The organism is Pseudomonas sp. TE6288 (assembly GCF_054062095.1).
This window is the reverse complement of the sequence record NZ_JBSSEW010000006.1, coordinates 1-25494: the sequence shown is the minus strand read 5'-3', so window position 1 is coordinate 25494 and position 25494 is coordinate 1. Positions and strand designations below refer to the sequence as shown.

At 61.9% G+C, this 25494-nt stretch carries 19 protein-coding genes; 5 read left to right on the top strand and 14 right to left on the bottom strand.

Translation table 11 applies throughout. The annotated features are described in order from the left end of the window. Positions 1 to 152 precede the first annotated feature (152 nt). The 4 genes from arsH to ACVWY1_RS07590 are packed head-to-tail and all read right to left on the bottom strand — an operon-like array spanning position 153 to position 3016. Positions 153 to 854, bottom strand: coding sequence for an arsenical resistance protein ArsH (arsH, locus tag ACVWY1_RS07605; protein WP_457378055.1), 702 nt, complete (start codon positions 852 to 854; stop codon positions 153 to 155). A 12-nt stretch (positions 855 to 866) separates the two neighbouring features. Further along, the gene (locus ACVWY1_RS07600; protein ID WP_457378054.1) at positions 867 to 1337 is read right to left on the bottom strand and encodes an arsenate reductase ArsC; all 471 of its coding nucleotides are present in this window, start codon (positions 1335 to 1337) and stop codon (positions 867 to 869) included. 26 nt (positions 1338 to 1363) lie between these two features. Then, on the bottom strand, positions 1364 to 2647 hold the full coding sequence (locus ACVWY1_RS07595) for an arsenic transporter (protein ID WP_457378053.1): 1284 nt from the start codon (positions 2645 to 2647) through the stop codon (positions 1364 to 1366). 21 nt (positions 2648 to 2668) lie between these two features. Next, on the bottom strand, positions 2669 to 3016 hold the full coding sequence (locus ACVWY1_RS07590; RefSeq protein WP_094011131.1) for a metalloregulator ArsR/SmtB family transcription factor: 348 nt from the start codon (positions 3014 to 3016) through the stop codon (positions 2669 to 2671). A 240-nt stretch (positions 3017 to 3256) separates the two neighbouring features. Between ACVWY1_RS07590 and ACVWY1_RS07585 the strand changes: the two genes are divergently transcribed. Together ACVWY1_RS07585 and ACVWY1_RS07580 are read left to right on the top strand one after the other, a co-directional pair. Next, a complete protein-coding gene (locus ACVWY1_RS07585; RefSeq protein ID WP_277503644.1) occupies positions 3257 to 4483 on the top strand; it encodes an MFS transporter in 1227 nt (408 codons plus the stop codon). Between the two features lie 137 nt (positions 4484 to 4620). Continuing rightward, complete coding sequence (locus ACVWY1_RS07580) at positions 4621 to 6471, top strand: ABC transporter ATP-binding protein (RefSeq protein WP_457378052.1); 1851 nt, start codon at positions 4621 to 4623, stop codon at positions 6469 to 6471. A gap of 55 nt (positions 6472 to 6526) precedes the next feature. Here ACVWY1_RS07580 and ACVWY1_RS07575 read toward each other — a convergent pair whose 3' ends face one another. After that, a complete protein-coding gene (locus ACVWY1_RS07575; RefSeq protein ID WP_457378051.1) occupies positions 6527 to 7414 on the bottom strand; it encodes a LysR substrate-binding domain-containing protein in 888 nt (295 codons plus the stop codon). Positions 7415 to 7540: 126 nt separating this feature from the next. Here ACVWY1_RS07575 and ACVWY1_RS07570 point away from each other — a divergent pair, with 126 nt between their 5' ends. Both ACVWY1_RS07570 and ACVWY1_RS07565 read left to right on the top strand, forming a co-directional pair. Next, on the top strand, positions 7541 to 8176 hold the full coding sequence (locus tag ACVWY1_RS07570; protein WP_457378050.1) for a glutathione S-transferase family protein: 636 nt from the start codon (positions 7541 to 7543) through the stop codon (positions 8174 to 8176). A 23-nt stretch (positions 8177 to 8199) separates the two neighbouring features. Next, positions 8200 to 9228, top strand: coding sequence for an LLM class oxidoreductase (locus ACVWY1_RS07565; protein ID WP_457378049.1), 1029 nt, complete (start codon positions 8200 to 8202; stop codon positions 9226 to 9228). Positions 9229 to 9310: 82 nt separating this feature from the next. Here the strand turns inward: ACVWY1_RS07565 and ACVWY1_RS07560 are convergent, their stop codons facing one another. The 4 genes from ACVWY1_RS07560 to ACVWY1_RS07545 all read right to left on the bottom strand — a co-directional run bounded on the left by ACVWY1_RS07560 (position 9311) and on the right by ACVWY1_RS07545 (position 14529). After that, on the bottom strand, positions 9311 to 11722 hold the full coding sequence (locus tag ACVWY1_RS07560) for a TonB-dependent siderophore receptor (protein ID WP_457378048.1): 2412 nt from the start codon (positions 11720 to 11722) through the stop codon (positions 9311 to 9313). Between the two features lie 171 nt (positions 11723 to 11893). Next, on the bottom strand, positions 11894 to 12814 hold the full coding sequence (locus ACVWY1_RS07555; RefSeq protein WP_457378047.1) for a FecR domain-containing protein: 921 nt from the start codon (positions 12812 to 12814) through the stop codon (positions 11894 to 11896). Then, entirely contained in the window at positions 12811 to 13326 is a 516-nt protein-coding gene (locus tag ACVWY1_RS07550; RefSeq protein WP_457378046.1) for a sigma-70 family RNA polymerase sigma factor, read from the bottom strand. The genes ACVWY1_RS07555 and ACVWY1_RS07550 overlap by 4 nt, the downstream gene beginning before the upstream one ends. A gap of 186 nt (positions 13327 to 13512) precedes the next feature. Then, positions 13513 to 14529 (bottom strand): AraC family transcriptional regulator ligand-binding domain-containing protein, encoded by a 1017-nt coding sequence (locus tag ACVWY1_RS07545; protein WP_457378045.1) that lies wholly within the window; start codon positions 14527 to 14529, stop codon positions 13513 to 13515. Positions 14530 to 14714: 185 nt separating this feature from the next. Between ACVWY1_RS07545 and ACVWY1_RS07540 the strand changes: the two genes are divergently transcribed. Then, positions 14715 to 15731, top strand: coding sequence for a hypothetical protein (locus tag ACVWY1_RS07540; RefSeq protein WP_457378044.1), 1017 nt, complete (start codon positions 14715 to 14717; stop codon positions 15729 to 15731). Between the two features lie 404 nt (positions 15732 to 16135). On the opposite strand, the gene ACVWY1_RS07535 is transcribed toward ACVWY1_RS07540, so the two are convergent. The 5 genes from ACVWY1_RS07535 to ACVWY1_RS07515 all read right to left on the bottom strand — a co-directional run bounded on the left by ACVWY1_RS07535 (position 16136) and on the right by ACVWY1_RS07515 (position 25353). Then, positions 16136 to 20101: a hypothetical protein gene (locus tag ACVWY1_RS07535; RefSeq protein ID WP_457378043.1), complete on the bottom strand. Its 3966-nt coding sequence runs from the start codon at positions 20099 to 20101 to the stop codon at positions 16136 to 16138. 274 nt (positions 20102 to 20375) lie between these two features. Further along, complete coding sequence (locus ACVWY1_RS07530; protein ID WP_457378042.1) at positions 20376 to 22799, bottom strand: TonB-dependent siderophore receptor; 2424 nt, start codon at positions 22797 to 22799, stop codon at positions 20376 to 20378. Positions 22800 to 22888: 89 nt separating this feature from the next. Next, complete coding sequence (locus tag ACVWY1_RS07525; protein WP_111532277.1) at positions 22889 to 23722, bottom strand: FecR family protein; 834 nt, start codon at positions 23720 to 23722, stop codon at positions 22889 to 22891. 3 nt (positions 23723 to 23725) lie between these two features. Continuing rightward, positions 23726 to 24235 (bottom strand): RNA polymerase sigma factor, encoded by a 510-nt coding sequence (locus ACVWY1_RS07520; protein ID WP_046855966.1) that lies wholly within the window; start codon positions 24233 to 24235, stop codon positions 23726 to 23728. 182 nt (positions 24236 to 24417) lie between these two features. Continuing rightward, positions 24418 to 25353: a DNA-3-methyladenine glycosylase family protein gene (locus ACVWY1_RS07515; RefSeq protein ID WP_277503627.1), complete on the bottom strand. Its 936-nt coding sequence runs from the start codon at positions 25351 to 25353 to the stop codon at positions 24418 to 24420. Positions 25354 to 25494: the final 141 nt, after the last annotated feature.

Below are 25494 nucleotides of genomic sequence, written 5' to 3'. Positions count from 1 at the left end.
GCTAACCATTGATCCCGGGCCAGGGCGGGCAAGGCTTTTGCGAACGATGGCCGTGGGTCGATAGCTGTAATCCTCGGGTGAGCGCTTACGACCCAAGCGGGCTATTTCCTATGGGACGCCCTCGGCCAATAGCGGATATTCCGGGCATCGTCTCAGATCGAGCGCTGGTTGACACGGGCAGCGAGTTGCTCGGCGTTTTCCTTACGCTCCGAATAGCGATCCACCAAGAACGCCTGGCGGTCGCGCAACAGAACGGTGAACTTCACCAGTTCCTCCATGACGTCCACCACGCGATCGTAGTACGGCGAGGGTTTCATCCGCCCGGCGTCATCAAACTCAAGGTAGGCTTTGGGCACCGAAGACTGGTTGGGAATGGTGAACATGCGCATCCAGCGGCCAAGCACGCGCAACTGGTTGACCACGTTGAATGACTGCGAGCCGCCACACACCTGCATGACCGCCAGGGTCTTGCCTTGAGTGGGGCGAACCGCACCCAGTGCCAGAGGAATCCAGTCGATCTGCGCCTTGAACACTGCTGACATTGCACCGTGGCGCTCTGGCGAGCACCAGACCTGGCCTTCCGACCACTGCACCAGATCACGCAGCTCCTGCACCTTGGGGTGCTCGACAGGCACATCGTCAGGTAGCGGCAGGCCCGAAGGATTGAAGACCCTGGTCTCGGCACCGAAGTGCTCCAGCAGGCGTGCAGCTTCCTCCACCAGCAGGCGACTGAAGGAACGTTCGCGGGTCGATCCATACAGCAACAGGATACGCGGTTTATGCTCGCTGGAGCGCGTTGCCCCTGGCGGCAGATCGAACAGCGAGAAATCGAGATTAGGCAGTTGCTCGGACATGTTTCCTCCTGCTCAAAGCGTAGCGATGCGATCCAGCTCGTTTTTGAGCTGCTCACGATCGAGATGTTCGAATGGCAGCGCGAAGAAGGCCTCGCAACGAGACTGGATCCGGGCCAGCGTGGCGCGGAATGCAGCATCGACCGACGCTTCGTCAGCCACGACAGCGGACGGATCCTCCAGCCCCCAGTGCGTCTTCAGCGCAGGGCCGAAATACACCGGGCAGGCTTCGCCGGCAGCGTTGTCGCAAACGGTGATGACGATGTCAGGAGGGCAATGCTCGAACGCGTCATTGCCCTTGCTGCTCAGCCCCTCGATCGGGATACCGGCATGCTGCAAGGTGGTCAGGCTGCGCGGCAACACTTGGCCCTTTGGGAAACTGCCGGAACTGACGGCTTCAAATCCATGAGGGGCCAGGTGATTGAACACGGCCTCGGAAAGGATGCTGCGGCAGCTGTTGGCCGTGCACATGAATAGGACTCGCATGAGGGCTCCTGCGCTTCGTGGCGGGTTCAGAGGCTGAGGCGCAATGCCAGAGCCGAAAGGGTGATCAATAGAACTGGCAGCGTCAGCAGGATGCCGACTTTGAAGTAATAGCCCCAGGTGATGCGCATGCCTTTGCGCTCCAGCACGTGCAGCCAGAGCAGCGTGGCGAGGCTGCCGATGGGGGTAATTTTCGGGCCGAGGTCGCAGCCGATGATGTTGGCGTAGATCATCGCCTCGCGTACCAGCCCTTGCGCCTCGCTGGCCTGGATCGACAAAGCGCCGATCAACACGCTGGGCATGTTGTTCATGACCGAGGACAGCAATGCAGCGATCAGCCCGGTGCCGATGGCGGCACTCCACAGCCCTTGCTGCGCAAGGCGGTCGAGCAGGTGGGTGAGCATGTCGGTGAGGCCGGCGTTCTTCAGCCCGTATACCACCAGGTACATACCGAGAGAAAAGATCACCACCTGCCAGGGTGCTTCGCGCAGCACACGCCGGGTCGAGATGTGATGGCCACGGGCGGCGACGGTAAACAGGATCGCTGCACAAGTTGCTGCTACCGCACTGATCGGGATACCCAGTGGTTCCAGAGCGAACAGGCCGATCAGCAACACCAGCAGCACCCAGCCACCCACCTTGAAGGTTGCGCGGTCATGAATTGCCTCGTTTGGCATCTTCAGGGCCGCGACCGCGTACTGTCTCGGGATATCACGGCGGAAGAACAGGAACAGCACCAGCAGGGTTGCCGACACACTGGCGAGATTCACTGGCACCATCACCGAAGCGTATTCGCTGAAGCCCAGCTTGAAGTAGTCGGCCGAGACGATGTTCACCAGGTTGGAGACCACCAACGGCAGGCTCGCCGTGTCGGCGATGAAACCGGCCGCCATGACGAAGGCCAGTGTCGCGGCGGGCGAGAAACGTAGCGCGAGCAGCATCGACATGACGATAGGTGTGAGGATCAGTGCCGCACCATCGTTGGCGAACAGCGCCGACATGGCGGCGCCGAGCAGCACACAGAAGGCGAACAGGCGGTAGCCGCTGCCGTTTGCCCAGCGCGCCACGTGCAGCGCGGCCCACTCGAAGAACCCGGCCTCATCCAGCAGCAGGCTGATGATGATGACGGCGATGAAGGTGACGGTGGCGTTCCAGACGATGGCCCACACAGTTGGGATGTCGTGCAGCGAAACGGCGCCTGCCGCCAGGGCGATGAGGGCACCGAGCGCTGCGCTCCAGCCAACGCCAAGCCCCTTCGGCTGCCAGATGACCAGGATGAGGGTGAAAACGAAGACTGCAATCGCTACCAGCATGATGACCTCGTACAGTGATGATCAGCAGCAGGCAGCGTCACGAACGGGGCGACCGTCCATGTTCTGCAGGCGCAGGGTGTTCTCTGCCAACCATTGCGTGTTGGCCTGCAGTGTCGCCTGCAAGATCTCGTGTACCCAGGCAGGCAGATCCGGATTGAGGCGGTAATACACCCATTGCCCTTGGCGGCGGTCCAGCAGCATGCCACTGCTGCGCAGCTGCGCCAGGTGGCGACTGATCTTCGGCTGGCTGTCGTTCAATGCGCACATCAGCTCGCAAACGCATAGCTCACCAAGGCTGGCGATCAGCAGGCTGGCGCGAGCACGGGTTTCGTCAGACAGGCTCTTGAACACATCGGGCGGGGTTATCATGGCTGCACCAATACATATGGAGATACGAATATACGGATTTCCATATGTATTTTGCAAGCGTCCACGGGCGTTCAGGCGTGCCAGGGGTGGTCGTATTCGCGGTACAACCATCGATCAGGCTGATGATTACTATCGAGCGCCCCGCCTGTCTGCTCGGCAAAACCGTCTCTTATAATCGCCAACCATTTTTCCCGCTCCCCGGTCCGCCCCAGGCGGCATCCCCCCATGGAATCCAACACCATGCCCAGTGTCACTCCGCCGTCTCACGGCCGTCCCGAACACAGTCAACAAAGCGTCAGCCAACAGTGGCTGGCGATTCTCTCGGTCGCCGTGGGCGCCTTCGCCCTGGTCACCAGTGAGTTTCTCCCGGTGGGCGTACTCAACGATGTCGCCAGCGACCTGGGCATCAGCGCCGGCCAGGCCGGCCTGATGGTCACCCTGCCCGGCATCATGGCCGCCCTCGCCGCGCCCTTGCTGTCGGTGGGCATCGGCGCCCTGGACCGTCGCTACCTGCTGATCGGCCTGACGCTGATCATGATCCTCGCCAACGCCGTCGTGGCCTACGCCAGCGACTTCAGCCTGCTGCTGTTCGGCCGCGTGCTGCTGGGCATCAGCATCGGCGGTTTCTGGGCCACCGCCATTGCCCTCAGTGGCCGGCTGGCCCCCAAGGGCGTGGGCGTGGCCCAGGCCACCTCGATCATCATGGTCGGCGTGACCCTGGCCACCGTGCTGGGCGTGCCGGTCGGCACCTGGCTGAGCGGCCTGATGGGCTGGCGCATGACCTTCCTGGCCACCGCGCTGGTGGGCGTGCCAGTACTGCTGGCGCAGGTCTTTCTGCTGCCGCGGCTCACCCCCGACAAAGCCATTCGCATCAGCGACCTGCCGGCGCTGTTCGTCAATCCGCAGGCACGGGTCGGGTTGATCGCGGTATTGCTGATCGGCCTGGCGCATTTTGCCGCCTATACCTATGTCGCACCGTTCTTCAAGCAAAGCGCCGGCTTCGATGGGCCGACCATCGGTTCGCTGCTGTTGCTGTACGGCGTGGCCGGGGTGATCGGCAACATCTTCGCCGGTTTCGCCGCCAACCGCAGTGTGCGTCACACCCTGTTGCTGGTCGCCCTGATGATCGGCATCAGCACCGCCCTGTTTCCCTACTTCGCCACCGGCTTGACCGGCGCCGCGATGCTGATCGCGCTGTGGGGCTTCGCCTTTGGCGCCTTCCCGGCCTGCGCCAGTATCTGGATGTTCGTGGTGGCGCCCAAGGATGTCGAACGCGGCATGCCGCTGTTCGTCGCCATGTTCCAGGTGATCATCGCGGTAGGCTCGTTCTTCGGCGGGCGCATTGTCGATCAGCTCGGTACCGCGGTGCTGCTGAGCCTGGCCACGGCCCTGGTGGGCTGCGGTTTTGTCGCGGTACTGGTGCTCGGGCGCAATGTCTCCAATCGGATGGCGGCGCAGCCTTGCTGACCGATCGCGGTAGATGACACCTGGCAGCAGCTGGCCTCAGGGGGGCACAAGCGGCAAGGCGAAAACCTCGATGTACGGTATGGTTGCACGATCGCTACGGCGTTGCCGATCAACGCCGTGCCCTTCTGGAGACCAGCATGCTGCGTGTTTTTGAACGATGGCTCGACCCCTTCCCGCCTGATGAGATCCCACCGCCACCGCTAGGCCTGCTGCGCTTCTTGTGGGCCTGCACGCGGGGGGCGCGCGGATACATCCTGGCCCTCGCGCTGTTCAGCGCCGGCGTGTCGATCTATGAAGCCTGGCTGTTTTCCTTCCTTGGCCAGGTGGTCGACCTGCTTCCCGCCTGGCAGGCAGGCGGCGCAAGCGAACAGGAAAGCCGCGTGCTCTGGAGCATCGGTATTGTCCTGCTGAGCAGTATCGTGCTGGTGGCCCTGCGTACCCTGATGCAACACCAGGTGCTGGCGATCAACCTGCCGCTGCGCCTGCGCTGGGATTTCCATCGGCTGATGCTGCGCCAGAGCCTGTCGTTCTTCTCCGACGAGTTTTCCGGCCGGGTCACCACCAAGGTGATGCAGACCGCGCTGGCCGTGCGCGAGGTGTTGTTCACCCTGATCGAGGTCCTGCCCGGCATCGGCGTGTACTTCATCGCCATCATCGCCCTGGCCGGCGGTTTCGCCCTGCAGCTGATGCTGCCGTTCCTGGCCTGGGGCGCCCTGTTCGGGCTGGCCATGCTGTACTTCGTGCCGCGCCTGGGCAAGGTCGGCCAGGAGCAGGCCCATGCGCGGTCATCGATGACCGGGCGCATCTCCGATGCCTACACCAACATCACCACGGTGAAACTGTTCTCCCATTCCAAACGCGAAGCGCACTTTGCGCGGGCGGCGATGGAGGACTTCAAGCTCACCGGCTTTCGCCAGATGCGCCTGGTCAGTCAGTTCGAGATTGTCAACCAGGCGCTGGTGGTCGGCTTGATCCTGGGCGCTGGCGGCTATGCCCTGTGGCTCTGGCACCAGGGCCAAGTCGGCGCGGGCGCCGTGGCGGCGGTCACGGCCATGGCCCTGCGGATCAACGGCATGTCGCACTGGATCATGTGGCAGATGACCTCCCTGTTCGAAAACATCGGCACCGTGCAGGACGGCATGGCCACCCTGACCCGCGGCCCCAAGGTACAGGATGCGCCCGACGCCGGCACGCTGGTGACCCGCGGTGGCGCGGTGACCTTCGACAAGGTGAGCTTCAACTACAACGGCGAACGCCAGGTGCTCGATGACCTGACCCTGCACATTCGCCCCGGCGAAAAAGTCGGCCTGGTGGGTCGCTCCGGCGCCGGCAAATCCACGCTGATCAACCTGCTGCTGCGCTTCTACGACGTCAACGACGGCGAGATCCGCATCGATGGGCAGAACATCGCCCAGGTCACCCAGGACAGCCTGCGCAGCGCCATCGGCATGGTCACCCAGGACACGTCATTGCTGCACCGCTCCATCCGCGACAACATCGCCTATGGCCGCCCCGAAGCGACCGAGGCGCAGATTCGCAGCGCCGCGGCCAATGCCCAGGCCGATGGTTTCATCAGCCAGTTGAGCGATCGGCAAGGCCACAGCGGTTACGACACTCTGGTGGGCGAGCGTGGCATCAAGCTGTCCGGTGGCCAGCGCCAGCGCATTGCCATTGCCCGGGTGATGCTCAAGAACGCGCCGATCCTGCTGCTCGACGAAGCCACCAGCGCCCTGGACTCGGAGGTCGAAGTCGCGATCCAGGAAAGCCTCGACGACATGATGCAGGGCAAGACCGTCATCGCCATCGCCCATCGCTTGTCCACGATCGCCGCCATGGACCGGCTCATCGTCATGGATGAGGGGCGCATCATCGAGCAAGGCAGCCATGCTGAGCTGCTCGACAGGAACGGCACCTATGCACGGCTGTGGCGGCATCAGAGCGGTGGGTTCCTGGGTGAGGACCAGGGGCTGGCGGAGGCTGTGGAGTAGCGGCGGGGCAACATCGTGAAAGTCGCGACCCGGAAAAATACTGCCCCCCTACCCTCTAGCCACCAACAAGCTGCCCAGCCAGCCAGTCGATGAACGCCCGCACCGGCGGTCGTTCGAGCTTCTCCCTGCGGGCGACCACGTAATAGGCGAAACGCGACGGCCAGGGCCGGTCCACGGCCACCACCAGTCGACCCTCGCGCAGGTCTTCCTCGGCATGCTGCGCCTGCACCAGCGCGATGCCCTGGCCACCGACGGCCGCACGCAACAGCAGCAAGTCCTCGTCGAAGCTCGGCCCGCGCCGGCTGCGGCTGTCCGGCACCACGCCGTGGGCCTGCAACCACAGCGCCCAGTCGGCGCGCTCGGCCTCCTGCAGCAGTGGGTATTGCAGGCAGTCCTGCGGCTCGCGCAGCAGCGGCCCGCCGGCGAGCAGGGCCGGGCTGCAGACCGGCAGCAGCACCGGTGCCAGGAAGGGGATCGATTCAAGCCCCGGATAGTCGCCCAAGCCATGGCGCAATGCGATATCGACGCGCCCTCGCTGCAGGTCGACCAGTTGCGCGGTAGCCTCCACGCGCACCTCGATATGCGGATGCAGCGCATTGAAAGCGGCCAGGCGCGGCACCAGCCAGCTGGAGGCGAACGAGGGCTGGGTACTGATGGTCAAGGTACTGGCGCCCACCAACGCGTCCAGGTCCAGCAGCGCGCTCTCGATCTCGCCGAAGCCACGCGAGAGGCCCGGGTACAACGCCGCTCCCGCCTCGGTGAGCTGCACGCCATGGCGGCTGCGGGTCAGCAAGCTGATGCCAAGACGGTCCTCCAGCTGGCGGATCTGCTGGCTGATCGCCCCAGGCGTCACCCCCATGCGCTCGGCAGCGGCCTTCAGGCTGCCCAGGCGAGTGGTTTCGGTAAAAGCGCGCAAGGCGAGCAGTGGCAGGACAGCGCCCATGGGGAATCCTTGATTTAGAAAATCTAACTCTAGTGACAGAAGCTATCGTTTTAAATGCGCATACAGCATGCATAGGATAGCGCTCAGGCCAAACAACTTACGTTAGTTTCCCTGAGGTTATCCAGCATGCAAGACCCCTCCCTCGTTCTGTACACCGACAGCTCCCCCAACGGTTTCAAAATCACCATCGCACTGGAAGAGATGGGCCTGCCCTATCACCTGGAACATGTCCGAATCGAGCACGGCGAGCACATGCAACCAGACTTTCTCGCGCTCAACCCGGCAGGCCGCATTCCCGTGCTGGTCGACCGTGATGCCGATATCGTGCTGTTCGAGTCCGCCGCCATCCTGCTTTACCTGGCTCAGCTCAGCGGCCAGTTGCTCGATCAGGCAACGCAGCCCCGCTGGGCCGCGATCACCTGGCTGATGTACCACAGCGCCAGCATGGGGCCCCTGCTCGGCCAGCGCGTGCACTTCGAGTGCTTCGAGGCCACGCCCAACCCGGCGGCGCTGCAGCGCTACCGCAGCCTGACCGAAAGCACCTTCGAAACGCTCGACCAGCACCTGGCCAGCCGCTCGTGGCTGGCTGGGGACGCTTATTCGATTGCCGACATCGCCACCTTCGCCTGGCTGCATATAGCAGCCCTTGTGAGCTTTGATTTCAGCGCCCACCGCCACCTGACGCGCTGGTACCGGCAGGTCGAACGGCGCCCGGCCGTGCAACGCGGTATCCGCCTCCCCGCCCCGGCCACCGGCCCGTGAATACGCTGACCCAAGGAGCAGTCATGAACACCACCCCGAGCACCTGTGGCGCCGACGCCGATGCCTTCCGCGAGCATCCCGGCTACCGGCGCATGTTCGCCCCCGACACACTGACGCTGGGCATCTTCATGCCACTGCGCTTCTATGACGGCGATATGCGCGTGCTGTCCGGCCAGGCGCGCCTGGTCGGCAAGATCGACCAGTTGGGTTTCGCGGCGGTCTGGGTGCGTGACGTGCCGTTGTTCGACCCGCACTTTGGCGATGCCGGGCAGGTCTTCGATCCATTTGCCTACCTCGCCTATCTGGCCGCCCATACCGAACGCATCGCCCTGGTGACCGGCAGCACCGTCTTCCCCCTGCGCCACCCCATCGACCTGGCCAAGGCCGCGGCGACCCTCGACAACCTGTCGGGCGGGCGCCTGGTGCTGGGCATCGCTTCGGGGGACCGGCCCGTGGAGTTCCCGGCCTACGGCCTGGACCACGACAGCCGTGGCGAACGCTTTGCCCAGGGCGTGGACTACTTCCGTCGGCTGTTGGCCCAGCAGCCTGGGCCGATCGACTCACCGCTGGGGCAACTGCACGGCGCCCGCCTGCTGCCCGCGCCGATCTGCGGGCGCATCCCGCTGGTGATGACCGGTTCTTCGCGGCAAAGCCTGCAGTGGCTCGGCGAGCATGCCGATGGCTGGCTCACCTACCCGCACGCCACCCACGACAGGCACGGGCCGCTGCGCCTGGCGGCAAAAGTCCGCGCCTGGCGCGAAGCGATACCCGGTGGCGGTTTCCGCCCGCACATGACCAATGAATGGATCGACCTGGACGACGACCCGCACTTTCCCCGAACGCCCCTGCAGGGCGGTTACGTACTGCGCACAGGGCGCCATGGGCTGGTCGAGCTGCTGGAGGAATGGCGCGCGGCCGGGGTGAACCACGCCGCGCTGGGATTGCAGATGGCCAGGCGTCCGGCGCAGGACATCATCCAGGAGCTGGCCGAGGAGGTATTGCCATTGTTTCCGACGCTGCCAGGGCCGCAGCCTCATTCACAAAGCTGGTAGCGCCAGGCAGCCGCAGAGCCTGTCCATCGCGGTATGTCGGGTGGCCTCGGCTGTGGGCCCCACCCGACCTGCCCGACGTGGGTCAGAATGCGTAGACCAATGTCGCCGTGGCGCTGCGCGGGGTGCCGTACCACCCGCGCCCACCGATCGCAGAGTAGTACTTCTCATCCAGCACGTTGTTGAGGTTCAAGGCGACGCTGGTCTGCGGCGTGAACGCGTACTGCGCCATCAGGTCGACCACACTGAAGGCGCCCTGGGTGAACGTCTCCTTGTTCGGGCCGGCGTTCTTCTTGTACTCCATGCCCTGCCAGCGCACGCCGCCGCCAATCTTCAACTGTGGCAAGGACTGCAGTTGGTAACTGGTGAACAGCTTGAAGGTATCGCGCGGTACTTCGGTGAGCAGGCGCTTGCCATCGGAATCCTCGGCCTGGGCATAGGTGTAGCTGGCGGAAACCTGCCAGTCAGGCAGGATCTGCCCCGCCATTTCCATCTCGAAACCACGGGTCTTGGTGCCAGATTCGGCGCGGTAGGCCTGGTCGCCGTTTGGTGCCAGCTTGTCGCCATCGGCCACGGCCAGGTTGTCCTGCTGCACCTCGAAGACACTGAAGGCGGTGGTCAGGCGCTTGTCCCAGAACTCGCTCTTGATACCCAACTCGTAGTTCACGCCCTCCAGCGGCTCGATGTAGCCGCCACTGGCATCCTGCCTGCTCTGCGGCTTGAAGATCGCGGTATAGCTGGCGTACGCCGACCAGTTTTCGGCGAAGTCGTAGACCAGCCCCACGTAAGGCGTGACAACCCCGGTTTCGCTGCGCGAGGTGCGCGTGGTAGCGCCGCTTGACAGGGTGGTCCCGGTTTCGTCGCGTTTCCAATCGATCACCCGCGCGCCGGTGATCAGCGACAAGTCATCGGCCAGGCTCCAACGCACCGACGCCACCAGGCCGTCCTGGGTTTCGTCCAGCGCATCTTGCGAATACTTGTTGTGGATGGCGTCCGGAATCGCCAGCGAACCGTCCCAGGTATGAATGTTGTCGATCGGCTGGCTCGTCCATAGCTGGTAACCGGGATTACGGTAGTAGGCCCGGTAGTGACTGGCGCCGAGGTACGCTTGATGCTCGCGGGAAAGCAGCTCGAACGGGCCGCTGGCGGACAGGTCGAACGACGTCTGCCGGGGCTCGCCCGCCCAACGCCCGGTCCAGGTACTGATACCGCTGCCATCGGGCTTGACGCTACCGGCGGCGGCAGTGGCGAAGGTGTCGTCATAGCTGCGGCGACTGTGCTCGGCATTCAGTTTCAACTGCCAGCCGTTGTCCAGCTGGTGTTCCAGCGTGGTGAACAGCGTTTTCGTGCGGCGCTTGTGATAGCTCCAGTCCGAAGCCGAGTTGAACGAACGCGACGGATTGAAATGGCTGCCATCGGAGTTGTACATCGGGAAGCCGTGGTTGCCCGCGCCGTCGTTGTCCATCTCCTGGTACTCGGCGCCCACGGTCAGCATCGTGCTGTCGGTGACATCCCATTCCACCACCCCGTAGGCCGCCTGCCTCTCCAGCGACTGACGATCGACATGGCTCTGGCTGTCGGTGGTCGACGCCACGAAACGCCCACGCACATGGCCGCTCTCCGACAGTTTGCCGGACAGGTCCAGCTCGGTGCGGTAGCTGTCCCAGGAGCCCGCCTTGAGGGTCAGCTTGCGCTGCGTCTCGAGGGTCGGTTTCTTGCGCACCAGGTTGATGGTGGCACCGGGATCGCCAGTCCCCGACATCAGGCCGGTCGCTCCGCGCACCACCTCGACCCGGTCGTACGACACCATGTCGGCCAGGTCGTCGCGAAAGCCGAAGGTATCGGGGCGGTTGACGCCATCGACCTGGATGCTGCCGACCTGGAAGCCGCGCACATAGATATGGTTGGCGTCGCTGCCGGCCGGGCCCATGCTGTCAACGACCACGCCCGGCGTCTGCTCGAGCACCTGGGTGACATCTGTGAGGTTCTGGTCCTCTATCTGCTGACGGGTCACCACGCTGACCGACTGCGGCGTCTCGCGTGCCGACAGGCGCAGGCCGGTCGCGGTGCTGGCCGAGCCTGTGGTATAGCTGCCGGTACCTTCGGTAGTGCTGCCCAGACCCAGAGCGTCGATGCTGGTCGCGCCGAGTTCGACCGCGCCGTCGTTGTGCACCTTGCTCAGCACATAGCGCTTGTCGCCCACCTGCTGCACGCGCAGTCCCGATCCCTGCAGCAACTCGGAGAAACCTTGCTCCAGTTCGAAGCTGCCGTGCAGCCCCGAGGAATGCAGCCCGCTGGTTTCGTCATTGCTGAAGCTGATGGTCACGCCGCTGGCGGCGGCGAACTGGCTGATCGCGGAAGCCAGGCTGCCGGCCGGGATATCGTAGCGCTGCGCGGCGGCCCAGGCGGTCGAGGTCGCCAGCGCGGCGCCGCAAAGGCTCAGTGCGAGGGTCGCCTGACGAATACTGCAGGCTAGCGAGGTACGGCGTGCGGACATGAAAAAGGGTTCCTGTTTCGGGTTGGCTTGGGCACGCTTGATGCGCGCGCCCTCAAGAGCCGAAGCAGCGAAGGAAATCTGCTACCCCAAATGCGAAAAATTCTCGAATGTTTGAGAACAGATGAAATTTCACCCACTCTTCCCAGCGCGGGCCTCCACGATTGTGGGCCCCTACCCCTTGCCGATTGGCTCCAGGCGCACCCAGTAGCGCGTCATGCGCCGTGCGCGAACCGGCAACGCGTCTTCCAGGCTGGCCAGGGCGACGTCGGTGTCGTCCAGGTTGAATGCGCCAGACAGGCGCAAGCCCGCAACCTCCCCGGCGCAGCCGAAATATCCGGGGCGGTAGCGCGCCAGCTCGTGGACCACCTCGTCCAGGCGCCAGTCGACACTGACCAGCATGCCCTCGGCCCAGGCCTGGCCACCGGGGGCCAAGGGTTGCAGGGGGCCGATGTGGTCAGCGGCAAAACTCAGGCTGTACCCGCTGTCGATACGCACCACCTGCGACGCCCGGCTGGGCCGTACCTCCACGGCATGGGCGGCCACCGCCACATGGCTCACGCCGTTGTCCTGACGCACGCTGAAGCGGGTACCCAGGGCCAGGATGTCGCCTGCCACGGTGCGCACGCTGAGTGGCCGCGCATCCTTGGCGGTTTCCACCAGGATCTCGCCGCGCTGCAGCTGGATCAGGCGCTGGCCCGCGTCGTAGCGCACATCGACTCGGCTGTCGGTGTTGAGGTCCAGGCGCGTGCCATCGGCCAGGGTCAGTCGGCGGCGCTCGCCGATCCGAGTCGCATAGTCGGCACTCCAGGGTGAAGCCCGGTACCCCTGCCAACCAACGGCCCCGACGCCGAGCAACAGCGCCAGTGCCTTCACGGCATGGCGCCGGGCGCGCCGGGCGTTCTCCAGGGTCTGCGCGGCGCCGCGGGGGGCGCTGCCCAGGCGGCCTTGCAGTTGCTCCAGGCGCGCCCAGGCTGCGGCGTGGCGAGGGTCGGCCATGCACCAGGCTTGCCATGCGGCGCGGGTGGCGTCATCGACACTGCTGTCATGCAGGCGCACATACCAGTCCACCGCGGCGCTGAGAATGGCCTTCATGCGTCCTCGACCAGCAGGCAATGCATCAGCGCGCGGGCCAGGTGCTTGCGCACGGTGCTCACCGAAACACTCAGGCGTTCGCTGGTCTTCTCGTAGCTCAGGCCATCGAGTTGCACGGCGAGAAACACAGCCCGCGTGCGCGGGCCAAGCCCATCGAGCATACGGTCGATGGCCATCAGGGTATCGAGGATCGCGGCGTGGGTTTCGGCCGAGGGCGCATAACGCTCCGGCTGCTGCGCCAAGGCTTCGAGATAGGCGCTTTCCAGGCTGCGGCGGCGGTAGAGGTCGATGGTCAGCCCGCGCGCGATGGTCGCCAGGTAGTGCCGCGGCTCCTTGAGGGTGCCGGCGGTGCGCGCCAACAGCACCCGGATGAAGGTGTCCTGGGCCAGGTCCGCGGCATCGGCAGTGTTGTTCAGACGCTGGCGCAACCAACCGTGCAGCCAGCCGCTGTGCTCACGGTACAGTGTTTCCAGGCCGGTGTGCGCAGTGCCATCGGGAACAACGGTGGACATCACGCCTCCCTAAAAAGATTACCAGGTGCAAATAAGAACTTGTCTCAAGTGTACTCAGTGAGGGAGGAATTGGGAATGCTGGCATGTGAAAGGGGTCGCAGGGATTGAAGTCCGCCATAGGCCCTGGTGGGGTTTGGGCATAGCTGGATATTTGGGCAAGCGCAAAGCTAGGCAACGAGGACTTTGCTAGTCTCGAAAGGCTCCCGGAGGGCGGTCGAACCAGCGCTTGAAGGCACGGTGGAAAGTGCTGGTATCCCTGAACCCCAGCCGCTCGCTGACCTTCGCTACGGGCAGCCCCTGGCGAATCAGCTCCGCGGACAACTCGCGACGTACCTCCGCCACCAGCGCGCTGAAACTGGTGCCCTCTTCCTTCAAGCGTCGGTAGAGCGTGGTGCGACTGACGTGCAACGCCCGGCAGGTTGGCTCGATGCTCATGGCTTCGGGCAGGCTTGCGAGAATCAAGCGACGCACCGTGCCGGCAAGCGTGTCTGTGTCTTGCAACTGCGCGAGTGTCGCCCTTGCACGAGCCTCCAGCATCTGTCGCAGGTAGTCGCTGGCGCCGAGAATGGGATGCTGCAGGAAGTCGCGCGGTAGGTGGAGGCTGTTTCTCTCGCTGTCGAAGCGCAGCTCGCTGCCGAACAGCTCGACATAGTGCGCATGGTAGGCCGGGGATGGGAAAGCGAACTCGCAGGCCAAAGGCCGCAGCTCTACGCCGGTCATCTCCCGGCTCCAGCGCAGCACTGCACTCATGCTGCGCTCGATGGCGGCCTGCGGGTAGGTTTTGCCGGGGGCGAAGGTGATCTCCAGCACCAGAGCATCTGCCGTTTCACTGTACTGCCAGCTCTCCGAAGGGTTCATCAGCGCGATATGCCGCTGGAACACTTCCAGCGCCTCGCTCACCCGGCTGCATTGGCACAACCAACTAGCCAGCACGCCATGCGTGGCGGGGTTGAAGGTCTGCCCGATCAGCAGGCCGATATGCGGCAAATGCGTGTTGTTCGCGGCGAACTGCCACAGCGCCAGTAACTGGGTCTCGTCGACACGCTGCTCCTGGATCGGCGATGCCGCAGTCCCCTGGTCGAGAAGTTTGGCACCCTCCACTCCGGCCTCCCGCAACTGGGTTGCAGTGACCACGCCGAGATTCAGCAACTGGTCGTGCAGATCCAGCACTGCGACGGCCGATACGGTGGTACTTCTGACCATCGGGCCTGCTCTTGGTAATTGCTTGGGTAACGACTCTAACGCACGGTGCAGAGTGGCGGCCAGTCGTCGGCCGTGCAAGTGCAGGTTGCAACCAAAAGCCATGCAGGTTGAACCGCAGAGCCATGGCCAGCCGTCATCGGACTGCCTAGCATCGACGACACGACCATGGCACAGGAAGACCTGCTATGCCCGAGCACAGAATCGCATCGTTAAGCGCCTTGCGCGCACTGATTCCGCCACCACCGACGATGATGCACAAACGCCTGCAGCGCAGGTTGGATGAGCACTGCCTGCTGATGATCCGCCAAGCGACGGTTTGCGCCGTCGGCTTCGCCGACCCGCGGTTAGATATCGAGTACCTCGATTTGCGCCACCATCCAGTGTTACGGGCCGAGGGCCAGGACATCCTGCTGCCCTGGCCGGCAGACAAAGCGATCTCACAGCAGCCGATAGAGGAAATGGCCTGCAGTCTGTATTTCATCCTGCCCGGCGTGGGGTTCAGCCTGCGCGCCAATGGCCGAGGCTCTCTGCGAGCCGGAAAGCTGTTGGAGTTTCGCGCCGAGGCGCTGTTCCTGCACTGTTCGCGAGCCAAGGTACGCGCCGATTTCTGGAGGGCCAGAGCGTACACGACACCTTTTTTAGCTGACACAGGGCAGGCCTTGTCCGAGCCAGCGCAGGCCTTTATCGCCGCCTCGCCGTACCTGCTGATGCTCACGCAGCGCCAGGCCGACGCCACCGAGATGTCGCCACGAGGTGACCCGGCTGGTTTCGTCCAGGTACTGGATCGCCACACTCTGCTGGTACCGGAACGCCCCGGCAACAAGGTTGCCTGCAGCCTGAGCAATATCCTCGTCGATGGCGCCTTGCGCCTGTCCTTCCTTCAGCCCGGCGCCGACACGGTTTTATCCGTGGCCGGACGCGCCTGGTTGAACAGCGACTCGAACTTGCTCGCCCCACTGGCAATCAACGGCAAGCCACCTCGGGTCGCTACCGTCGTGAACGTCGAGCGCTATCGCTTCCAGCACTGCCCAGAACTGCTAGCCGCGGGCTTGTGGGATCGCGCAACACACCTGGATGAAAGGCAGATTCCAGCCTTTTCCAAGATGCTGTCCGAGCACATGAACGGTACGGGCCTGTTAGGCAAGGCCACCAGCCTGGTGGTCGATGCGGTGGTCAAGCATGACCTGCGCCATCTCTATTGAGGTGAAGGGGTAGGCGACGGCTTAGGTGCCCTTCTATACCTTGCCCAGCCGGATGCTTATTGCTATCCGTCAGCATCCGAATCCGCTGCGCTTTCTAGCGAGGGTCTGCTCTAGCCGGTCATGTAAGCATTCGACTGACGGGTATTGGCCGGTTCAGGTCATCCACGAACGAGCGCAAAGGGTCGAAAACAGCCGGTCGCGACTGGCTGCTATCGACCCAGAGCTGCCATTCGTGAAGGGCAGGAATCGGCCATAAGCAGACATTCGTTACCAGAGGTTCGGTTGACTGGTTGCGGTCTTTCGAAAATGCACTGGGATGAATTGTTTCGCGATGCTCCGAAGCAGCTCAGTAAAAATAGGCCGTTAATTTACGATCGTCAATATTACTGCCATCAGCTTTACCTCTAAAAGGGAATGCTTCGCACAAGATCTAAAACAAAAACGGCGACTCTGCTTTCTCGTGCAGACCTGCTCTTCGCAATGAGCATTTGTTTCAGGTCATCGGGAGTTTTGGGAAGAGGCTCGTGTCGACCTGGACTTTTCAACCTCTTGGTGGCTTGCTTTTGTTCTCCAAACCAGAGAACGAGATAAATACCATAGCCTTCTGCTCGCCAGTCTGGAGTGTAAAGCGTATCAAGCTGTCTATCTGATCCTGTCCAGAGCTCGGAGTGCCATTGCCCTTTAATCTCAATCGGAATTCGAAGTGTGCCAGCGGAACAAGTGATATCAACTTCCTTGTCAGCGGCAACATGTGTTTCCGGATCAAAAACTAATCCCGACGCCCCTTGTCGGAGAAGACCTAAAAGATGATCACGGCAACGCTCCTCAACGAACGGATTACTTTTATCGTCATAAAACCCGCGCCAGGACTCAGCATCGTCGCTCCGTATCTTCGCTTGGGCGATGGCCAGCTCTTCAATTACAAGAGTTTGTAAATCCAAAAGGGATACAGGGGCAAGATTTCGTGTGATCGCGTTGATAACAGCAAGCGTAGGAGAAACATAGGTAGCTTCGACGCGGATGCGCTTCTGTTCAGCAATAACAACCTTGACCTCTTCAGAGTAACCATCAACAGGTGCGTCCCTTAGTCGGGCTAGTGCATCGATTGCTTCATTGCTGGTGTCATTGCCAAGGCGACGGATTAGTTGGACGATGAAACTGCTTGCATCCCAAGAATTTGCATTGCCTGACGAAGTCCCGCTCGGGCGATGCACCATTGGCCAAAGTGGTCGGAACGTATTGATCATCCACTCGCTTTGCGCAGCATTAAGGTGGACATCGGTGTCATCATTGTTCCGGTTGCTAATTCGATTTCGTATGTGCCAGAGCAGTTCAGGTTCGATCGGCCTAGCGCCAAGCTGCGTAACACTAACGTGGAAATCAACAATAACGCCAATCGCAATCCAAGTACGACGGCGTTCTTCGTCCATCGATGCACATCGAAGCGCTAAAATCCGACGCAACTCGTCAAACCGGCCGGAGCGGATGAGCCTATCAACCAGCTCTATTTCTGGACCTATCGGTAAGTCTGGAAATCGCTCCAGCCACTCTGCAGCGAGTTGGGTAGGCATGGTGATATCACTTTGGTCGTGCATCAGCGAGTAGAGACCATCTACATATTCGCGCCGTAGCAGTAATTGCGGTTCATGGTAGAGCTTCATTGCTCGTTGCCAGCCACCGCGAATCTGGATCGAAGCCTCGACAGCTTCAGTGAGCCCCAAGATTCCTGCATGAACATCGATGCGGCTATGGCGAAGCTGAAACAGCCCAGCCATTAAGCGCTCATCAGTAATATCATCGAACCCTACTTCTTTACGATGGCGCTCGGCGAGTGCGGCAACGATAATGTACGCTGCTTCGTAATGTTTCCCTTCTGCAATGCTCTCTGCAATCTGCTGCGCACTAGGTTTGGGAGAATCGAGCATTAGAAATCTTTCGAACCCAGCGTGCGCTACCTCAGCAATATCATCTCCAAGCCACCGTCCGATCCTTGTATGAGCAGGTGCTTTTTCAATGTCGTTGAAGAGGCTCAGATAAGCTTTAGCAGGGTTTACTAGAGCCTCCCAATCGCCAGAGCGCATTTGCTCAATGTGAAGAGAAAAATGATTTCGGTGCTTTGCATGACGGGCCGCTTGCTCGACGCAACGCTTGCGTTCGCTCTCGATCTGTTTGATCTGCCACTCGGGAATTGTCTTGTCTGCGAGTTTTTCAAGCCATTGCAAAAGATCAGGGCTACGAGCAGCAAAAATTCGTGCAGCGTCACGTACCTGCGCGCCTGCTTCACCATCATGCCGTGAAAGCTGGACCAAATCGCGCCAGCGTTCGTCGCCGTTATCTTTGGGGTCGAGCCGATTAAGTAGCGCAATTACATCCGTGTCTGACGGTATAAAGCCTGTCGACCGTTCACTGAGCCGCCAAGATTGCTGAAAAGGATTGTGATCACTGGGCAGCTCTAAAAGCACTAATCGTTGAACCGACCGCCGCAAACTGTCGTCGCTCTGAATGAGCTCGTGTAATTTCTTATGAGCATCGCGCTGATATCCATCACGGGCGTGGAAAGGTTCCAGCCAAGACCAGAGTTGTTGTGCAGTGACACCGCCAAGCTCTACGACACGAACAATCAGATGATAAGCCAGGTCGGTCAACACGTCGTTCCCTGGGTGTTCATTCCTATGATCAAGACTCTTAACTGATACAGCTAATAGATCGAGAACATCTTTTATCTGACCATCTGGAAGGTGCCTCTCCAATAGCATCAATACTCCAACCGTGCGGCTACCGCTCGTTGCATAAGAAATCACAAGATCGACAATCAATTTGGCATCAAATTGCTCATAGCCGACTTCATCGACCAGTTCAATTGCCAGCCGAACAGACAGCTCATCTGCATAACTGCTCAAGGTGTAAAGGACGGTTGACCAGACAGTCTCGTCATCAACCTCGACGAGAATTTCGCCAGCAATTTTCCTACACGCAAAAAATGCTTGCGGGTCAAGGACGACCTTTCGCAGATCATCAGTCAGGGCGGATGCTATTCCACTCCCCCTGACTGCTTCGAGCATCAGGAGGCTGAGGTTAAACGACGTATCAGGCGTTGAGATCAATCGCCGTATGTCTTCGATGACCACTGGATGCTTGAGACCGCGTAATGCATACGGCCCCCAGTCTCGAAAGCGCGGATTATCTTCTGCCAGAAGCTCCAGAGAGCTGATAAGCGAGCGAGCTTGATCCGCGGTGAGTACATCTGCATCGCCATACTCAATCAATCCCATTGGGTCTGCGATGATCACAGCTTTGGTAAAAGCCGGGTCTAAGGCAAGCCAGGCGTGAATACCACGTAGACTTGCAGGCACAAGACCGCGGTTATGAAACACTGAGAGGAGGCGTCTGCGTTTTTGTGGGGTATTGGCCTGTTTCGAGAGCCATTTAGCCCCTAGATACTCCCCAATCCGGCGGTGAAGATAGGTGAAGCGGTCAACGCCGTTAGCTTTGAATAAGCGAGTGCCTAACATGACTTCAACGACATTTCCTTCAGGAAGAAGAGATATATCGGACAGTTGCAATTCACCTTCGGTAGCGTTCGCTGCGGAAGTTCGGACAATGGCCTCACTGCCAGTTAGGATCAAACCAGCGCACGCAGCGCCTGCAGCATCAAGGCCAGATTCCTTCCCTGGCTGACTTCTGGTCTTGGTGTCACGATGTTCGACACGTAAAACCTCAATGGCACGCTCGAAAAGCTCGCTACGCGTTTCAGGTAGCGCCCCTGACCCAGCAACACGAGCAATTAGCTCGAGAGTTTGCGGGTTGCCGAGCAATCCATTGAGCCCTCGTGCGTTGAAATGCTCAATCACGCCTTTGGCTGCCGCTAAACCAAGTGTGGCGCTGAGAAAAGCGGAAGCGTCATCGTCGGTGAACGGGTCAATGTGTAGCTCTAGAGGCTTTTCAGAGTACTGTTCGCGAATAGCCTCTACACCCGTCGCGCTACGCCAATCCGCCACCCGGCACGCAAGAATAAAGCGCGGGTATCCCAGCTTACCGAGTTGACGCAGGACAAGATCCACCCCGTCTCCATCCTTCTGGCTGCTTACCTCATCGAGTGCATCAATAACTAGGATTTGGGCATCGTCTAGTAGTGTATTCGGATCATGACGGTTGATCAGTTGGCGGGCAGTGCAATGCGAGTAATCTGGTGATGCTGCAAGCCAATCAAGCAGGTGAGATTTCCCCATGCCCGCTTCACCAAGTATGACGAGAGATTCGGTTCTTTTTAGCAGGTCGTCCTGAGGCAGAATGATACGACTGTCATTTGTCTCACACCACAGTGTTCGCTTGATGACTGCATGCACTATCAAATTTGCGCATTCATTCATGTCGTGACGTAGCCTCAATCGGGGACGGTTCAGTCCTTCTGATACTAGATTAACAACCCCTGAGAAGCACTATATAGAGATATACGATGACCGCTTTTGGCCGAAATCGGCCTGTCGTGATCGTCCGCTTTGGGTCGATAGCTGCCGATCCTGGATGACCGCTATCGACCCAGAGCAGACATTGATCCAAGCCTTTGTGTTGTCCACGACCAACATTCGCTCGCGCCATGAGCCCTGTGGCAATCACAGCAGACCCTCGCGCACTACAGCCAAACTAGAGTTCAGGCGTGTATTTCACACTGAACATGACGTTGCGCGGGTCGCCGTAGTAGTTGTTGTAGTCGATGGTGTTGTAGGCCGGCTGGTAGTACTTCTTGTCCAGCAGGTTGTTGAGGTTCGCCGCCACGGTCACCTCGTCGCTGACCTTGTACGCGACCCGAGCATCCCAGATGGCATAACCAGGCAGGTCGAAGACGTGGTCGTAGGAGGTAGTGCCGGTGACCGCCGTGGTGCCCAGCCCCACCGAGGCACGGCTCCAGTTACCGGGCAAGGTATAGTCGGCCCACAGCTTGAACTGATGCTTGGGCGTCCAGGTGCTGTAGACCTTGTCCTTGTAGGTGGCGTCTTCCAGGTAGCGCGTGGTGTTGTAGACGTAGCCGGCCATCACTTGCAGGCCACTGAGGACTTCACCGCTGACCTGCGCCTCCAGGCCCTGGCTGCGCACCTTGCCTGAGGCCTTCGAGCAGTACCAGCCATTGCAGTCCATCGGCCCGCTGCGGTCGAGCACCGCGTGGTGCTCCTGGTCGTAGCGGAACAGCGCGACCGAGGTGTTCAGCGCCCCGTCGAACAACTCGCCCTTGAGCCCCAGTTCGTAGTTGCTGCCAATGATCGGCTCGACCACCGAACCGCTGCTGGTGCGTGCACTCTGCGGCTGGAAGACGTCGGTGTAGCTGGTGTAGACCGACCACTGTTTGTTCAGCGCATACACCAGGCCCGCATAGGGCGAAACCTTGCCGTTGCTACTGGTTGTCGACTCGCTGTAGCCGGTGCGGGCGAAGGACTGGGAGGCGTAGCTGTAGTCGTACCAGCTGGTGCGGGCACCGACGATCAGCTTCAGCGGCTCGGTCAGGTTGACCGACCAGCGCGAATACAAGCCTTTCTGGGTGATCTGGTACTCGGTCAACTCGCCACGGCCCCGGCTTGCCAGTCCGTAGATGTCTGGCATCGGGCGGTGATGGTCGACGTTACTGGAGTCTGCGCCTAATGTGGGAGCCCTGGCCCAGCGGTCGTCGGTATTGATGCGCGAGTAGTTGGCGCCGAGCAGGAAGGTCTGCTCGAAACCGAAACCGGTGAACTGGCCGTCCAGGTACAGGTCCAGGCCCTTGCTGTGGGTGGTGAAATCGGTGCTCCAGTCGATGTAGGTGTTGCTGGTGGAGCCGTTGGCCGGGAGGGCATCCCACAACGCCTGGTAGGTCGCGCCGTTGTGTTCGCTCATGTACACGCCGGCAGCCTTCAGCCGCCAGTCGTCGTTGAGCCGGTAGCTGGCGTCGAGGAACACGCTGGTCTGACCATTGTTGGCACGGTTCCAGTCCGCGCCGACATAGGTCGAGCGCGACCAGTCGGGGTTGCCGCCGTCGGCATAGCGCGGCAGGCCGAGCATGGCCGGGCGGGCGTGGCCCTTCTGGTTGGCAACGCCAAGGCCCATCGTGAAGTCCGGGGTGAAGTCATAGTCCACGGCAGCGTAGACGGTCTGGTTCCAGCCACGCACGTAGTCGATGAACGAGCCGTTGTCGTTCTGGCTGACCACCGTGCGGGCACGCAGGGTGCCCTCGGCATTCAACGGGCCGCCAGCGTCCAGTTGCAGGCCATAGCGGTCCCAGGAACCAGCCTTGCCGGTCAGGCTGACCACCGCCTTGTCCTGCCCGCGCTTGCGTACCAGGTTCATCGCCCCGCCCGGGCTGTCACCGCCTTGCAGCAGCGCGGCCGGGCCACGCAGCACTTCGACACGGTCATAGAAGCTCAGGTCTTCGGTGAGGTAGCTGCCGAGCGAGTAGGTATTGCGCGGGATCGGCACGCCATCGTACTGCAGCGTGTCGATGCTGAAACCGCGCGAATAGATGAACAGCCCCGACCCCGGCGAACGGCTGGCGGTGAGGCCGGGCGTGCGGTTGACCAGGTCGCTGATGGTCTGGGTGTTCTGGTCGTCCATCTGCTGGCGGGTCATCACCGTGACCGACTGCGGGATGTCCTTGAGGGTCTGTACGCCCTTGCCCAGGGTGACCGCGCCAGAGGTGTAGGAATGGCTGCCCTCGGTGGTGGTGACCGGCTGGCGGCCGATGACGCTGGACGCGTCCAGTTCCAGCGCACCGTTGCTGGGTTCGCTGGGCAGCGCGATCAGATACTGGCCATCGGCTGCCTGGGTGAGGCTCAGGTGGCTGCCGGCGAGCAAATGGCGCAGCGCCTGTTCGACGCTCAGTTGCTGGTGCAATGCCGGCGCTTGTACCGCGTGCGCGGCGTCAGTGTTGAACAGAATGCGGCTACCGGTCTGGCGGGCAAGGGCATTGATCGACTGATCCAGCGGTTGGGCCGGCAGGTCGATGCGGTAGTGCGTCTGTTCGGCCTGCACAGGCCCGGCAAGCAGAAATCCGAATGTCGCCAGGCCCATGGCCTGACGCAGCGGGTGGTTAAAGAGCGTCATGGAATCCCCATCAGAGCAAGTGAGAATGCGTTTCATAGGGATTGGCGTTTGTGCTGACCCGCACATTGATGCAGCGCTGAAAAAATTTTTCAGCGCTGCACATCCACCTGCACAGCACCGCTCTTGTCGCGACTGACCGTTACCGGCGCCAGTTGGGGCAGGCTGTCGAGCAACTGTTCGACATTGCCGGTGGGGAACTCTCCGCTGAGCCGGTGTTGCCTGGCGGTCGCGCCCTGCAGCCGAATCGGCGCGTCACGGTGGCGGCGCAGTTGCGCCAGGACCGACTCGAGCGGGGTGCCGTCGAAATGGAACAGGTCATGCCGCCAGGCATCTCGTTCGCCGGGCTTGCTGGCGTGCACCGGCCCCAGGCGCTGAGGGTTGGCAAGCAGTTGCTGGTTGGCCGTCAGCCGTTGACGCGCCATACCGTTGTCCACTTCCACCTCGCCCTCCAGGACAGCCACCCGCACGCCGTCCAGGTCGCTGCGTACATCGAACACCGTGCCGATATCGCGCACAGCCACGCCCTGGCTACGCACAATGAAAGGCTTGGCTTGATGAGCCACGCTGAACAAGCCTTCGCCATCGAGCAGCTCGAACTGCCGACTGCGCAGGCGATACTCGATGCGCAGCACGCTGCCGGCGTCCAGTTCGACCACGCTGCCGTCGTCCAGGTGCAACGTTTCGCGACCGCTGCTGGCCACCTCGACCTGGCGGTAGCCCAGCGCCGGGTCGGCCAGCCAGGCCCAACCGGCCAGGGCCAGCAGCAGGGCCGTGCCGGCGGCCTTGCGCCGACGATTAGCGTTGCGTGCGCTCTGCGCCTTGGCTTCCTGCAAAAGCGCCTCACGGCTGGGCACCAGCGCACGCAAGGATTCAGCGTAAGGCTCGAGGGCATCGCGCGCGCCGGGCGCGCTACGGCGTTGCATCGATCAGGCCTCCGGCTGCCAGCGTTGTGCGAGGGTGCGCATGGCCCGCATGAAATGCTGGGCAACCATGTTCACGGAAATCTCCAGCTCCTGCGCGATGTCCTTTTGTGGCATGCCGTGGATACGGTGGAGCAGGAACACCTGGCGCTGGCGCGCCGGCAATGCGTCGATCACCGCCAGCAAGGCACGCAGGCGCTGTTCGAATTCGAGCGCCATCGCACCATCCAGCGGGTCGCAGTGCTGCTCGACCACGGCGATCTGGCTCTGCGCGTACAGCGTGCGGGTGCTTTCCGAACGGCGCCGGTCGATTGCGCGGTTGAGCGTGGCACGCCGCAAAAAGGCCATGGGCACGCTGATGGCGTTGAGCGGCGGCTTTTCCAGGATCTGCACGCAGACATCATGGACCACGTCGCGGGCAAAATGCTGGTTGGAAAAACGTCGGCGAATGTGCTCGACCAAATCGTCGTAGTGCAAGGCCAGGGCTCGCAGGAGATCGTTGTCGGTCGACGCCATGATGGCAACCAATTGATAGTGAATCTCATTTATATCATGCGCTTTTCAGGTCGGGCAACTTGACCTGCCATGACAGGCACGTCACCTATGTTCGGCGCCCAGCGCTTCGAATCCCCCCGATACTCAAGAGAAAAGCCCGAGTGTGCGTCCACCCATGCATCTGCAAGTTAGTGACTGGCCTGTCAGTGCAGGCTTTGCCAGGCGCGCAGCACTGCATAACCGCGCCAGGGTCGCCAGCCCTGCGCGGCTTGCGTTGCCGCCTGTGCGCTGCTCACCCCCAGGGCTTTTTGCAGCGCCACATCGCCCGCCGGGAAGGCATCGGGCCAGCGCAACGCACGCAAGGCGATGTATTGCGCGGTCCAGTCGCCGATCCCCGGCAGTGCGCGCAAGCGGGCACAGGTGGCCGCGACGTCCACCCCTGGGCTCAGGATCAGGCCGCCCTCCAGCACCGCTTCGGCCAGCGCCTTGAGCGCCGCCTGGCGTTGGCGCGTGATGCCCAGCCGGCCCAGTTCATCACCGCTGGCCGCAATCAACGCGGCGGGTGTGGGGAACAGACGGTCCGTGCCAGCCAGCGGTGTTGTGATGGGTTGTCCGAAGGCCGCGACCAGGCGTGCGCCCAATGTGCGCGCAGCGGCCACGGTGATCTGCTGGCCCAGCACGGCACGCACGGCCAGCTCGAAACCATCCACCGTTCCCGGAACGCGCAGGCCCGCACCCGAGGGGAACGCACTGTGCAGCACGGCGTCGATGGCGAGCGGGTCGGCATCCAGGTCGAACGCGGCGCGCACGCGGTTGATCACCGTGGGCAGGACGCCCGCCAGGGAATCGCTGATCGTGACCCGCGCCTGGGCGCGCACCTCGTCAAAGGCCACGCTCAACCAGCCGCAATGTTCCTGACTGTCCTGCATGAGGCGCAGCGTACGGGTGTATGTCCCCTCCTCCACACGCTCCAGGCCGGGTATCGCCCGCAGGCGCAGAAAGCCGAGCATTGCCGCAGTGTCATAGGGGGGACGCCAGCCCAGGAAAAAACAGCCGTCCAAGCGCGCATCGTGCGCTTTCAGTGCCAGGTCGCAGGCGTCGTTTTCGGTGGTGTCGTTGATATTGGCCATGGGTGACATGGTAGCCCCTGTGCATAGCGGTGACTCGCCATTTTCGTACCGGCGCCCTAGTGTGGTGTTTTGCAAATACGACCAATAAATCGCGAGCGATTTTTGCGCTCAGGCAAGGCGTCGCGACGAGTCGTAGCCCAGCTACGGCGA